9 protein-coding genes are annotated in these 13,492 nt (G+C 55.5%); 4 read left to right on the top strand and 5 right to left on the bottom strand.

Annotated features, from left to right (window positions below):
• Positions 1-580, top strand: a 580-nt coding sequence (locus OSC10802_RS43320; protein ID WP_044172524.1) for a PP2C family protein-serine/threonine phosphatase, incomplete at its 5' end; no start/stop codon positions are given.
• Positions 581-987: 407 nt separating this feature from the next.
• Here OSC10802_RS43320 and OSC10802_RS0135460 read toward each other — a convergent pair.
• The 4 genes from OSC10802_RS0135460 to OSC10802_RS0135445 form a co-directional block, all read right to left on the bottom strand.
• A complete protein-coding gene (locus OSC10802_RS0135460) occupies positions 988-1,446 on the bottom strand; it encodes a tetratricopeptide repeat protein (RefSeq protein ID WP_082218481.1) in 459 nt (152 codons plus the stop codon).
• Positions 1,447-1,900: 454 nt separating this feature from the next.
• Complete coding sequence (locus OSC10802_RS0135455; RefSeq protein WP_017721504.1) at positions 1,901-3,163, bottom strand: glycosyltransferase; 1,263 nt, start codon at positions 3,161-3,163, stop codon at positions 1,901-1,903.
• A gap of 293 nt (positions 3,164-3,456) precedes the next feature.
• Positions 3,457-4,743 carry an MFS transporter gene (locus OSC10802_RS0135450; protein ID WP_017721503.1) on the bottom strand — a complete coding sequence of 429 codons (1,287 nt, stop codon included), beginning with the start codon at positions 4,741-4,743 and terminating at the stop codon, positions 3,457-3,459.
• Between the two features lie 240 nt (positions 4,744-4,983).
• Positions 4,984-6,069 (bottom strand): zinc-dependent alcohol dehydrogenase, encoded by a 1,086-nt coding sequence (locus tag OSC10802_RS0135445; protein WP_017721502.1) that lies wholly within the window; start codon positions 6,067-6,069, stop codon positions 4,984-4,986.
• A 227-nt stretch (positions 6,070-6,296) separates the two neighbouring features.
• Here OSC10802_RS0135445 and OSC10802_RS52135 point away from each other — a divergent pair, with 227 nt between their 5' ends.
• Positions 6,297-6,542, top strand: coding sequence for a hypothetical protein (locus tag OSC10802_RS52135; RefSeq protein WP_155969142.1), 246 nt, complete (start codon positions 6,297-6,299; stop codon positions 6,540-6,542).
• A gap of 405 nt (positions 6,543-6,947) precedes the next feature.
• Complete coding sequence (locus tag OSC10802_RS0135440) at positions 6,948-7,229, top strand: hypothetical protein (RefSeq protein ID WP_155969140.1); 282 nt, start codon at positions 6,948-6,950, stop codon at positions 7,227-7,229.
• 52 nt (positions 7,230-7,281) lie between these two features.
• On the opposite strand, the gene OSC10802_RS52130 is transcribed toward OSC10802_RS0135440, so the two are convergent.
• A complete protein-coding gene (locus OSC10802_RS52130; RefSeq protein WP_232731896.1) occupies positions 7,282-7,470 on the bottom strand; it encodes a hypothetical protein in 189 nt (62 codons plus the stop codon).
• 545 nt (positions 7,471-8,015) lie between these two features.
• Here OSC10802_RS52130 and OSC10802_RS0135425 point away from each other — a divergent pair.
• A complete protein-coding gene (locus tag OSC10802_RS0135425) occupies positions 8,016-12,977 on the top strand; it encodes a tetratricopeptide repeat protein (RefSeq protein ID WP_198525364.1) in 4,962 nt (1,653 codons plus the stop codon).
• The last annotated feature ends 515 nt before the right edge of the window (positions 12,978-13,492 follow it).

Genomic DNA, 13,492 nt, shown 5'->3' with positions numbered 1-13,492 from the left:
TAAAATCGGCATCGGCGACGTAACCGGACACGGCTTAGAAAGCGGCGTGCTGATGATCATGGTGCAAACCGCAATCCGCACCCTGCTGGAAAATAGCGAAACCGACCCCAAAAAATTCCTTGACACGGTTAACCGGACGATTTATAATAATGTTACGCGGATGAATTCCGACAAAAACCTCAGCCTCGCCTTGCTGGACTATAGCGAGGGAGTCCTGCAGCTGAGCGGACAGCACGAAGAGATGATAGTCGTGCGTGCGGGGGGAGAAGTCGAGCGGATAGACACAATGGATTTAGGCTTCCCCATTGGGTTAGAAGCCGACATTGCCGATTTCATAGCTCACACAGAAGTGCGGTTAAATCCCGGAGACGTTGCGGTGCTCTACACCGACGGGATTACGGAAGCAGAAAATCTCGGCGGCGAGCTTTACGGACTCGACCGGCTGATAGAAGCGGTTCAGGAGAATTGCCAATTGCCGGCGGGGGGAATTAAGGAGGCGGTGATTGAGGACGTGCGCCGGCATATTGGCGAGCAAAAGGTGTTTGACGACATCACTTTGGTGGTGTTAAAACAGAAGTAGGAGCGCAGGAGCCGGTTTCTAATTCCTGCTGGCTTATTGCTACTTCCCTGGCGATTGAAATCGCGGCTATACAGACGAAGCCCGCCTACCCTGCGGGAAGGGCTTCGCCCAACGCGGGCTAAGTAACTCGTAGGGTGCGTTCCCTCGCGCGGGAACGCACCCTACCCCTTTTGCCTCTTCCCCGAAACCTTTATTCAGAAAGCCGGTTTCTTTGCCTCTACACTCTCAAAGCGTAAGGATTGCCGGCGCTGAGGATTGCCGGTGCATGCATAAGGATTGCCGGCGCATGCATAAGGATTGCCGGCGCATGCATAAGGATTGCCGGTGCATGCATAAGGATTGCCGGCGCATGCATAAGGATTGCCGGCAAATTAAATGACAAATTTTGCGCCCATACCGGCTTGTATTTAGCGCTTTAATTGCTTCATCAAGCGGTCTATATTTCTCAGAGTTCCCTCATCATCCGGCTTAATCTCAAGAGCTTTATTATAAGCCTCCAGCGCTTCGTTATTCCGTTTCAATCGCTGCAGCGCCAGCGCCTGCCCATTCAAAGCTGAGACAGTTGCTGTTTCGTTTGGTTTGATTGCAACCACTTTCCCAAAAGAACTGACGGCTTCTTCAAAGTCTCCCACCTCACACAGCCCTATCCCCCGCAACAGCCAAGCTTCCCAGAACTTCGGTCGCTTATTTAGGGCTTCATCATAAGCTGCAATCGCTTCTTTCGACTTATCCAAACTGAACTGTAGTCTCACACCCTGCTTAAATAACAGCTCAAATTTTTCCTCTTGCTCCAGCTTGCTGACATCGATCCCAAACATCAGGCATATATTTTCCAATCGCTTGGTGATACTAATGGGTTGTGTCATGGCTGCATCCCCCTGAAAAACGTTTCACTGAACTCTCTACACCCAGCTTAGCCTCAGGAAACAAGGTCAGTACAGACTTCGCGAAATCTTCACACAAGTTTTAACGAAACTTTAAATTCTTTTGCCACACTGCTTAAAATCCTAGCCGAAAAAGCTGAAAATGTCACCTACCTTGCGGTAGAAACTGAGGTGCGTTCCTGACGGAGAGAGCGGGAAGCCCCAGCAGCTTTCGCAGCTTGAGCTGGACAGCAGAGAACTTAACTGCCGGCAATTTACCCAACTGGCGCTTAGTTACTGTTGCCCATCTGCAATTCGCCAGTGCCGGCAGCTGTGAGGGGGGATAAATTTGCTGGCGCACCCTTGACAAACGCTCAGAGAAAAGGTATAATGTTCAAGTCAGTCAATAGCCTGTAAGAATAGGACAAGATGTTTGCGCCGGCGGGGATGCTTCCCTCTATGAGAGCCGGCTGCCAATAAGTTCTACAGCCCTAGCCACCCCATTCTCAGCCCCGATTTTCTCCCCGATGGCGGCAGCCCGCCGGCACATGTCCTCCGACGATACCGCCAGCCGAATCGCAGCCGCCAGCTTATCAGCCGTGAGCTTATTTTGCGGTAGGGGTGCCGGTGCGACGCCCAGCTGAAAAAGTCGCCCCCCCCAAAACGGCTGATCTCCGAAAAACGGGCAAATCACTGCCGGTTTGCCGGCACGCAAACCCGCCGCAGTCGTGCCGGCACCGCCATGATGCACCACCGCGCGACACAGCGGAAAAAGCCAGTCATGGGGAACCGATCCCACCTGAAAAACAGTATCAGGCAGCGGCGAAGCAGCCAAACCGCCCCAGCCGGTTGCCAGCACGCCGCGCTGTCGGGATTTTGCCAGCGCTTCCAGCACAATTTCGGTAAGCCTTTCCGGATTGCGCCCAGCCATACTGCCAAAACCGACATACACCGGCGCTTCCCCAGTGGCGAGAAACTCGCAAAGCTTCGCAGGGGGTTGCCAGTTTTCTTCCCTATCCAAAAACCAGTAGCCGGTGACTGCAGCCGTATCTCGCCAATCCTCCGGAATCGGAACAGCGTGCCGGCTGTAACAGTACAGTATAGGAAGCGGCTCCCCAAAAAGCAGCACCCGCTCACTCGCCCCAAACGAGCGTCGCGGCAACTTCAAAACCCTCTCCCGCCACTCATTAACCGCAGCCATATAAGGCGCACTCAATAACGGCAAAATTTTGTAACTCAACTTGTTGAGCCACCCCCCCAGCTTCCAATCCGGAAGTAACGGCAGGGGAAAAGCGCTCGTCGGCGTATAAAGCGGCACCGGCACGCCGAGGAAACCGGGAATCTTTAGCTTTTCCGAAATGTGAGAGCCGGCCAAAGCTTTTGGGTGGTAGACAATCGCCTGCGCTCCCTGCGCCGCCGCCCAGGATTCATCGAGCATTTTGCGGACTGCCGGCATAACTTTCTTTAACAAACCCAACGGATTGCCCCCCGATTCCAAAGCAGCGCGACCTTCCTCTGTCTCCGCCAGCCGGATCAGCTCATCATTCATAAAAGCGTATTGCAAGCCGCGCTCTCTAATAAAACTTGCAAAGTGTTCGTGCGTGCAAACCGTCACTTCATAGCCCGCCCGTTTCAAGCCGGTGCCAAGCGCAACAAAAGGTTGCACGTCGCCCCGCGAGCCGGTGGTTAAAATGGTAATATTCATAAATCCCAAATTCATTTAGGCGTAAGGTTTTGCTCTCGTTCCCAGCCTCAAGCTGGGAACGCAATCTGGAGGCTCTGCCTCCTTTCGACCACATGCAACATTATTAGAGCGGTTTTCTGCCAGAAACCCGGTTTCTTAAAGAAACCGGGTTTCTCAGTACCTCTTCTCTTTCTTATCTTGCCTTGGCGTAACCGGCACGGCGGCGGGCTCTCAAAAAAATCACAAATCAGTGAAATCCTATCGCATCAATTGGCGAGAAAAAAGTAGAGCCGGCGAAGGCAAGACCCGCGCCGGCGCACTCCCTGCCGTTAGCTTCTTTGAACTCCATCCACTTCATCTAGAGGGAGGAAAAAAATAGTCAGCATACCGGGAATGGTTAGCAAACAGACGATGATGAAAAATTCAGGATACCCGACAGCTTTCTGAATGTGACCGCTCAGCACTTCAGCCAGCGTCCGTCCCAAAGCCATAAAGCCGGTGGAGATGGCATAGTGAGAAGTTTTATATTCACCTTGCGCCGCGTACATTAAGTAAACCATGAAAGCGGTGAAGCCCAATCCGTAGCCAAATTGCTCTATGGAAACCAGCCCGTACACTACCTGTATGGGGGGGTGGGTGTAAGCCATGTACACATAGACTAAATCGGGTAAGTTCAAGGCGAAAGCCATTGGCAAAATGCTCTTTCTTAAGCCATACTTAGAAATGAGTGCGCCGCCGATGACGCCCCCTGCTATCAGTGAGAACACCCCAACTGTTCCGTAAATGAAGCCCACTTGTTTGGTTGCTATGGCCAAGCCCCCTTTGTCTGCGGAGTCTAATAAAAATAGCTTGGCTATCTTGCCAAGCATGACTTCCGCGAATCGGTACATTAAGATAAACGCTAAAGTAGCTGCTACTTTATTTTGCTGGAAGTAGGATTTGATAATTTCGGAAAAAGGTACTGTCTCTTGTGTTCTTTCTGGCTGGGGTTCTGCCGGTTGGTATTTTTCCTCAGGATAGGGTAAAATCAGCTTGTGATAGATAACCGTTGCGCCGAGAATTAAAGCTGACAGACCCAGGGTTAAAGTCCAGCTTAAAGGAATGTTACCGGTGGATTCTTCCAGCTGGCCGGCAAAAACTACTAAAAAGCCAGTTGAGAAAAGAATGGCTATTCTAAAAAAAACATTGCGAATGCCGGCGAAGAAGGCTTGCTGTTCCGGCGTTAATGCCAGCATGTAGAACCCGTCGGCTGCAATGTCATAGGTAGCAGACATGAATGCAGCTACGGTAAAAGCTAGCAGGGAGAGAACAAAGAAATTTGGCAGCTGCAGGGAGAAGGCTGCCACGGTCAAGCAGCACATCCCGGCCAGCTGAGCGGCAAGTATCCAATTTCTTTTGGTTGAGTAAATATCCACCCAAGGAGCCCACAGCATTTTAATTGTCCACGGCAGGTTCAGCAAGCCTGTCCAAGACGTGATTACGTCTATTTCTAGCCCCATCCTTTTGTAAAGGATATCCAAAACGCCCGTGATGATAACGTTCGGAAGCCCTTGAATAAAATAAAGGCTGGGCACGAAAGTCCACGGGTTGCGATATTTAACTTTTTTGAAGAGCATAAAATGCTTAGCGGGGTAAATTGAATGGATTATACCTGGAAATGCGGCTAGATTCAGGATGCGGGAGCAAAAATCCGCAAGGGCGGGCGGGACAGAGCCGTTTTGCACCGGCACCCTCCCGCTCGCTCGTTGCGGCGTCTGGTGGCGGGTCAACTGTTATTCGGTCAGTCTGGTTCCCGAACCGGCATCAATAAAAGCGCTCAAAAGCGCGGCAGGGGAGAGCCGGCAGGGGGTTCCGCCTCATCTGGGCTCGATGGCGACTTTGATCGCCTGGCGCGAGCCCATGTCGTGAAAGACGCGCTCCAAATCTTTCAGTGGCCGGTGTTCGCTAACCAGCAACTCAAACGGGACAGCACGGCTGGCCAGGAGTGACAGGGCTGAGCGCACATACTGGGGGGTGTTGTGAAAGACGCCTTTGAGTGTGAGCTCGCTGTAGTGCAGCTGTTCTGTGCTCACGGTGATGCTGGTGTCCCTCGGGCAGCCGCCAAATAGGTTGACAGTGCCCCCCGGACGAGCGCAGGCAATGGCGGTTTCCCACGCAGAGGGGACGCCGGTGGCTTCGATGGTGACATCGGCCCCCCAACCATCCGTTAAATCTCTCACTATATCGGGAATCTCTGCTGAGGCCCGCCCCGCTCTCTCCTCCGGCGATTGGGGGGATTTGACATGAGGTGTTAATTGATGGTAATTAAACGTATGAGTGGCTCCCAGCTGTTGGCCAATCCGCAATCTTTGGTCACTGCCGCCGAAGAGGAATACTTCTGCCTGCCACTGCGCCGCCAGCACCGCCACAAACATCAGGCCAATGGCCCCATCCCCCAGCACGACGGCGCGATCTCCGGGTTTGACATTGGAGCGGGCGGCTCCGTGCAGGACGCAGGCCAGGGGTTCGGTCAGGGATGCCAGGGCGTCTGGCAAATCGTCGGGCACCGGCAGCATGTTGTGCTGGACAATGGGTGCGGGGATCTTGAGGTACTCGGCAAAGGTGCCGTTGTTCCACGTTAAATTTGGGCAGAGGGAATATTCTTGCCGGTGGCAGAAGAAGCAGGTCATGCAGGGGGCGGAGTTATTGGCCACTACGCGGTCTCCGACACGCCAGCCGGTGACGCCCTCCCCGAGGGCCACAATCTGGCCGGCGGCCTCATGGCCAAACAGTGTGGGCGGTTTGAGCATTCTAGCATGTCCGCCCCGCCGCCAGACTTTCAAGTCAGTGCCGCAAGTGGTCGCCGCGCCCACTTGAATGACCACCTCACCGGCAGCCGGTGCGGGATCGGCCACTGATTCCAGGCGCAAGTCTTCTTTTCCGTAGAGTAATGCTGCTAGCAAGTTTCAGATCCCCTAACCGTCAATGCCAATGATTTTATCAGGGCTGCACCGGCATCAAGTGTCAAGTGAGAGCGGTCAAGCGGGCGCAGGGGCTCGCTTGCCAATCAGCGCTCTAAAATATTTTTGAGGCAAATGTATAAATTAAGAGGTAGTATTTGAAGTTATTCGTTATATCCTAAAATAATCTTTTCTCAGTGCAGCACTTCTAACTTACATCCTGACGCGCCGTGCGAATCGGAGAGCGGCTGGAGTGGATTTGGCGGGGGAATCGAGCGAGCTGCCGGTGGCGGCTCGCAACTGCGCTGTTTGACCGGCGGCTGCCGGTGCTAAATGTCTATGTCTCCAAAGACGAACGGGCGAGCCACCCCTGTCTGCTTCCGTTGAGGGAGCCGCCGGTCAGGAGTGGCACAACAGCCGTCAGGACATGCAATACCAGTAGATACCCCCCATGCCTTATGTGCCGCAGCATCTGAAAACCGCCGCAACAAGGACAGGTTTCGCTTCCCACACTCATCAGCGTAACTCCCGCGTTATTAAACTCAGCAAATATAGATATTATTCGTTTGCCCTAAGATTAGAATCTTCCTTTGGAGATATCTCTGGACTGTAAAATTGGATACCGGAAGCGGGGATTGTGGGGAATTCGCCTGAACAAACAGTCAGGGAGCGAGGGGAATTGAGCTGAGAGCGAAAAGCTGAGCTTTTATAGCAGTAGGCACTTAGGTTAAGACAAGGGGTTTAACATGATGTAGGGGCGGGAACACCGACAAAGAGTGCCACACAGCTACAACACGATAAACCCGCCCCTAACCTCTGATATAGCAGCAGATTATATTGGGTGGTAAACCGGCTCCTCTCCGCTCAGCATTGTGTGGGGAGTGAAGTTTTTTAGAGGGCGCTCCCAGCGGGTGTGCCGGCGGACTTTTGGGGGAGGGGGGAGACTGCTGCGGAGCCCGCATGAAACGGCGCAAGCGATTGGGGAAAAGCAGGAAACTCTGCCGGTGGCGCTGCGCTGCGGGGGCACAACCTTTTCCTGGTGCAAAAAGCCGTCTGCCAAAGGGTTTATTTGCGGGCAGTCGCTACAGTTTCAAGGTCGTCCCAGTGGGAGGGATTCGATGTGTTTGCCTCCGGACCTGTTGAGTGGCTCGGTTAATATTTGAAGCGCAATTTCGCTCAAGTGCGAGGATTGGCAGTCGGGTGAGCCGGCACACCCTATAAAGCCATAGAAAGATAGTGGCAAGCCCGAGTTGCTGTAGCCGCCCCTTGGGAAGCTTGGGGGGGGCTGAGCTTTCCTGCCGTCTGCCGGTTCAGGCGAGTCTTGCCAGTTTTGCCAGTTTTGAGCCTTTTGCCGGGTGAGAGGCTGGCCATTTGAGTTCTTCGTTTGGCTGTGATTCGGGACATTCCCAAGTCGGTAGAGGTCCTGACACTGCCTCTGCTTTCTGCCTGGAGAGCCAGAACTCTACGATCTTGTCCTGCCTCCTGACTGGTTTGTAGCAGTCTGGTGAATAAGCTCTCTCAAGATATTTTGTCTTGGGAGGGCTTTTTGCTGGCGGCACAGATGAACTGAATTTTTTTTTGATTGCTAGTATTATACCAGCAGAACAATTTATAGTTAGCCAATCCCGCCCTTATTTTTAACAAAATTTAACCTTTGCGGGCGCGGCCAAGACCCGCCGGCGCAGGGCCGATCTGATCTTTACGTTGGATTGCATGTCAGGTTGGCCTGGGCCTGCGGCCCGATAAAGAAAAAATGGATGTCAGGGATGTGGGCAGTGGAGGGGGACATGAAAAAAATATTAATTAAACGGATTGCAGGAGAGGGGGGGCAGAGGTGAGGCCCGGAGGGGGCGCTGCCCTTGTGGAAGCGCTTGCCGGGAAAGCCGGCTTTGCGCGCAGTGCGGAGACAGTCTTTAAAATGGTGAAGTTGCGAGGCAAGGATGTGGCAGATGCTGAAGCGGATTTGGCACCAGCTAATGAGGTTAGTAGAATGGGTATTGGGATGGTTGAGACAGTCCCCGCCTGCAGCGGCAGGGGAGCAGGCTGTTCAGCCGATGAGCGATGCGGAGTACGAGAATTATTTCCTGCAGCTGCTCGATGGGGTGAGTCGGGGCTGGGGGCTGGTACAGATCAGCAGGTTTTTTGAGGGGATCGCGCATCGCGCCACCACCGAGCAGTGGGAGGAGTGGCTGCGGCGGTTTGGCAGGGGATTGCTGGCGTCGCCGGCACCCAACGCCGAGCTGGGGAGCTATCTGGTGCGGCTGGGCGAAATTTTGCTCGAAAGCCAGTCAAAGCGGGAGTTCGGAGAGCTAGCCAGAGAAATTGGCGCGCAACTGCTGGCGCGGCAGACACCGGCAGCGGCAACACCAGCAGAACCCCAGCCTTCGCCACCTGCCCAGTCGCAGCCAGAGAGGATGGAAGGCGGTGGCAGGGCTGAGAGTGCTCGCGACGTCGAGTCCTGGTTTAACCAAGGGGTTGAGTGTCTGGAGGCAGAAAACTACAGCGCCGCCCTGGCTGCTTTTGAAAGAGTGATTTTACTCAGTCCCAGGGATTTCCGCCCTTGGATAAACCGGGGCAATGCCCTGGCAAATTTGGGCCGCACGGAAGAAGCGATAGCCTCTTATGACCGGGCTACAGCCATTAAACCCGACTTCAGCATTGCCTGGATGAACCGGGGCGACGTGCTATTCGATTCGGAACACTATGAAGAAGCGCTAGCCAGCTGGAATAGAGCCCTCGAACTCGAACCCGACAGCGGCGAGACTTGGTACAAGCGAGGGCTGGCCCTAGGGAGGGGCTTGGGCCTCTGGCAGGAAGCGCTCCCCTGCTTGGAAAGGGGATTGGAACTGAACAGCGATGAGGCGGAAATCTGGTTTAATCACGGGCTGGTTCTGGGGGCACTAGAGCGATGGGAAGAGGCGCTAGCCAGCTGGGATAAGGCATTGGAAAAGCAGCCAGACTACCGAGAGGCGTGGGTTAACAAAGGAGTGGCGTATCAGAAGTTAGGGCGCTACGCCGAGGCGATTGAGGCCAATAATATGGCGATCGCCCTGCATTCAGGCATGCCAGGGAGTGTGACTGCCCTGCCGGTGCCCCAGCCATCAGAGGCAGGGGTTGCGCCCGCCCCGCAAACGCAGCGCGAGCAAGTCTCCCCGTCTGCAGATGTGGGAGCGCAGGAGGCTGTCCCACAGGAAAGCACTCAGGATATAGAACCGGCAATCCCCACCCCGCCAGAGCACAGGGAAAGTGAGCAGCCCTCCGCGCCGGCGATCAGTGAGGCGCAAGAGGCTGTCCCAGAGGAAAGCTCTCAGGATATAGAACCGGCAATCCCCACCCCGCCAGAGCAGCAGAGTGAGCCAGTGTCCCCACACGCCGCTTCTGAGGCTTCGGCAGAAGCGCGCCAAGAAGCGGCAGAGGAACTCTCACCAGCAGTGGCCAGCACCGCAGCCAGCGACAGCGAGGCAGTTTCCCCCGATGCCGGTGTGGCGGATCTGGAGGCAGTTGAGCCAGAAGGCGCACAGGAGAGCGAGCCAGAACTTCCGAGCACCGCAGCCAGCGACAGCGAGGCAGTTTCCCCCGATGCCGGTGTGGCGGATCTGGAGGCAGTTGAGCCAGAAGGCGCACAGGAGAGCGAGCCAGAACTTCCGAGCACCGCAGCCAGCGACAGCGAGGCAGTTTCCCCCGATGCCGGTGTGGCGGAGATGGAGGCAGTTGAAGAAGAGGGCTCACAGGATAGCCAGCCAGAACTTCCGAGCACCGCAGCCAGCGACATCGATGCAATTTCCCCCTATGCCGGTGTGGCGGAGATGGAGGCAGTTGAGGAAGAGGGCGCACAGGAGAGCGAGCCAGATCTTTCGAGCACCACATCCAGCGACAGCGAGGCAGTTTCCCCCGATGCCGGTGTGGCGGAGATGGAGGCAGTTGAGGAAGAGGGCGCACAGGAGAGCGAGCCAGAACTTCCGAGCACCGCAGCCAGCGACAGCGAGGCAGTTTCCCCCGATGCCGGTGTGGCGGAGATGGAGGCAGTTGAGGAAGAGGGCGCACAGGAGAGCGAGCCAGAACTTCCGAGCACCGCAGCCAGCGACAGCGAGGCAGTTTCCCCCGATGCCGGTGTGGCGGAGATGGAGGCAGTTGAGCCAGAAGGCGCACAGGAGAGCGAGCCAGAACTTCCGAGCACCGCAGCCAGCGACAGCGAGGCAGTTTCCCCCGATGCCGGTGTGGCGGAGATGGAGGCAGTTGAGGCAGAGGGCGTACAGGAGAGCGAGCCCGAATTTCCCAGGACAGTGGCAGAGCTCCGGCATCTAGAGGTAATGGAGCAAGGCACTGCCAGTTTTGAGACAAGCAGCAATCTCGAGTCCTTGTTTAATCAAGGGCTTCAGCATCTCGAGACAGGAAACTACAGCGCCGCCCTCGCTGCTTTTGACAGAGTGATTGAACTCAATGCCAGGGATTACCGCCCTTGGATAAACCGGGGCAATGCCCTGGCAAATTTGGCTCGCACCGAAGAAGCCATTGCCTGTTACGATCGTGCTATAGCGCTTAAACCCGACTTCAGCATTGTCTGGATGAACCGGGGCGACGTGCTGTTCGATGCAGAAAACTATCAGGACGCACTATTGAGCTGGCATAGAGCTCTGGAACTCGAACCCGAGAGCGCGGAGACTTGGTATAAGCGAGGGCTCGCCCTCGGAAGGGGCTTGGGCCACTGGCTAGAAGCCCTCGCCAGCTTTGAGATGGCTTTACAGCTGAACCTCGATGACGCAGAAACCTGGTTTAACTACGGGCTGTCCCTAGGCGCGCTAGACCGATGGGAAGAGGCGATAGCCAGCTGGGACAGGACTCTGGAAAAGCAACCAGACTACGCAGAAGCTTGGGTTAATAAAGGAGTGGCGTATCAGAAGTTGGGGCGTTACGCCTTGGCAATTGAGGCCAGTGATATAGCCACAGCTCTGCAATGGGGCATATCAGTCGGTATGACTGACTCATCAGAGCCCTTGCCTTCAGAGACAGACGTTGCGCTCGCCTCACAACCAGAGAGTCAGGAAATTTCCCCGGATGCCGGTTTTGAGGGAGAGGGGGTAGCTGAAGAAGAAAACACTCTGGAGCAATCCCCGGAAATCCCAACAGCAGCAGAACCGGCAGCTGAGTCGGGTTCCCCAACTGCCGGTGTGGAAACTCCTGAAATCGAGCAAGTCTCAGACACAGACTCGCCGGCACCGGCAATCCCAATAGCAGAAGAACCGGCAGCTGAGTCGGTTTCCCCAACTGCCGGTGTGGACACTCCTGAAAGCCAGCAAGTCTCAGAGACAGACTCGCCGGCACCGGCAATCCCAATAGCAGAAGAACCGGCAATCCCAATAGCAGAAGAACCGGCAGCTGAGTCGGTTTCCCCAACTGCCGGTGTGGAAACTCCTGAAATCGAGCAAGTCTCAGACACAGACTCGCCGGCACCGGCAATCCCAATAGCAGAAGAACCGGCAATCCCAATAGCAGAAGAACCGGCAGCTGAGTCGGTTTCCCCAACTGCCGGTGTGGACACTCCTGAAAGCCAGCAAGTCTCAGAGACAGACTCGCCGGCACCGGCAATCCCAATAGCAGAAGAACCGGCAATCCCAATAGCAGAAGAACCGGCAGCTGAGTCGGTTTCCCCAACTGCCGGTGTGGAAACTCCTGAAATCGAGCAAGTCTCAGACACAGACTCGCCGGCACCGGCAATCCCAATAGCAGAAGAACCGGCAATCCCGATAGCAGAAGAACCGGCAGCTGAGTCGATTCCGGCAACTGCCGGTGTGGAAACTCCTGAAATCGAGCAAGTCTCAGAGACAGACTCGCCAGCACGGGCAATCCCGATAGCAGAAGAACCGGCAATCCCAATAGCAGAAGAACCGGCAGCTGAGTCGATTCCGGCAACTGCCGGTGTGGACACTCCTGAAATCGAGCAAGTCTCAGACACAGACTCGCCGGCACCGGCAATCCCGACAGCAGAAGAACCGGCAGCTGAGTCGATTCCGGCAACTGCCGGTGTGGAAACTCCTGAAATCGAGCAAGTCTCAGACACAGACTCGCCGGCACCGGCAATCCCGATAGCAGAAGAACCGGCAGAAATCCCGATAGCAGAAGAACCGGCAGCTGAGTCGATTCCGGCAACTGCCGGTGTGGAAACTCCTGAAATCGAGCAAGTCTCAGACACAGACTCGCCGGCACCGGAAATCCCGATAGCAGAAGAACCGGCAGAAATCCCGATAGCAGAAGAACCGGCAGCTGAGTCGGTTTCCCCAACTGCCGGTGTGGAAACTCCTGAAATCGAGCAAGTCTCAGACACAGACTCGCCGGCACCGGCAATCCCGACAGCAGAAGAACCGGCAGCTGAGTCGGTTTTCCCAACTGCCGGTGTGGAAACTCCTGAAATCGAGCAAGTCTCAGACACAGACTCGCCGGCACCGGCAATCCCGACAGCAGAAGAACCGGCAGCTGAGTCGGTTGCCCCAACTGCCGGTGTGGACACTCCTGAAATCCCGCCATTGGAAAGCACTCACGAGCAAACCCGGGAAATCCCAAAGACGGCAGAACCGGCAGCGGCACGACTTCCCAATTCTGACGGTGTGGGGGCACAGGAGGTTCTGCAACAGCAAGGCGCTCTGGAGCAAGCTCTGGAAATGTCCAGCACGCCCGCACAACAGCCCGAACCTGTCTCCGCTGCTGTCAGTTTTGATGAGGGGGGTGCTGCCGCAGACACGGGCACTCAGCCGCCGGTGAGGGAGGGTGAAATAAACAGCACTCCTGCTACAGATACAGCGGAGGAGCCTCAGCAACCCCGCGCTGCTGTTGAGCGCCCGGAGGAGGTGGCTCCGTCTGCTGGCACTGAGGAGCAAGCGAGTGCCGGTGCCCAAAACTCTACCGGTGGGGAGTGAGCAAGCTTTAGCCCCTGCCGGTTGGGATGCAAGCGGCGGGGAGCCAGACACGGGCGCACAGAGCCCCAAAAGGCGAACCTGAAGGAAACCCCACAGGCGCACAGGGCGCACAGAGCGGAGCCTGTAGCTCCCTCACAGCGCCCTAACTGACAGGTCAATTCTGGCCTTTTGCTGACTGTTTCAGCTTGTTCTAGATTTTCACTGTTCCCGCCCCTCTCGCACACCCAAACCGAAAATGCCACAATTGCAATCAGCCGGCTGCGTTTTATCGCAGTAGCCACTTAGATTAGAACATTAGACCTTCAGGCTCGGCGGACGCCTCCCCTACGTCTATATAGCAGTAAGCATTTAGGAAACCTACATTCCGCCCTCTCTTGCTCCAGAGCTCCCAAAGCTTCTATTGTTCTAACCAATATGACTGCTGCTATAGTAAACCCGCCCCTACCAGCTTTTGCGTGATGCGATGATGCGATGATGCGATGATGTCCATGTACTAACCTAAGTGCATACTGCTA

This window comes from Kamptonema formosum PCC 10802, from assembly GCF_000332335.1.
Classification (GTDB): Bacteria; Cyanobacteriota; Cyanobacteriia; order Cyanobacteriales; family Oscillatoriaceae; genus Oscillatoria.
This window is presented reverse-complemented; position numbering and strand designations above follow the sequence as displayed.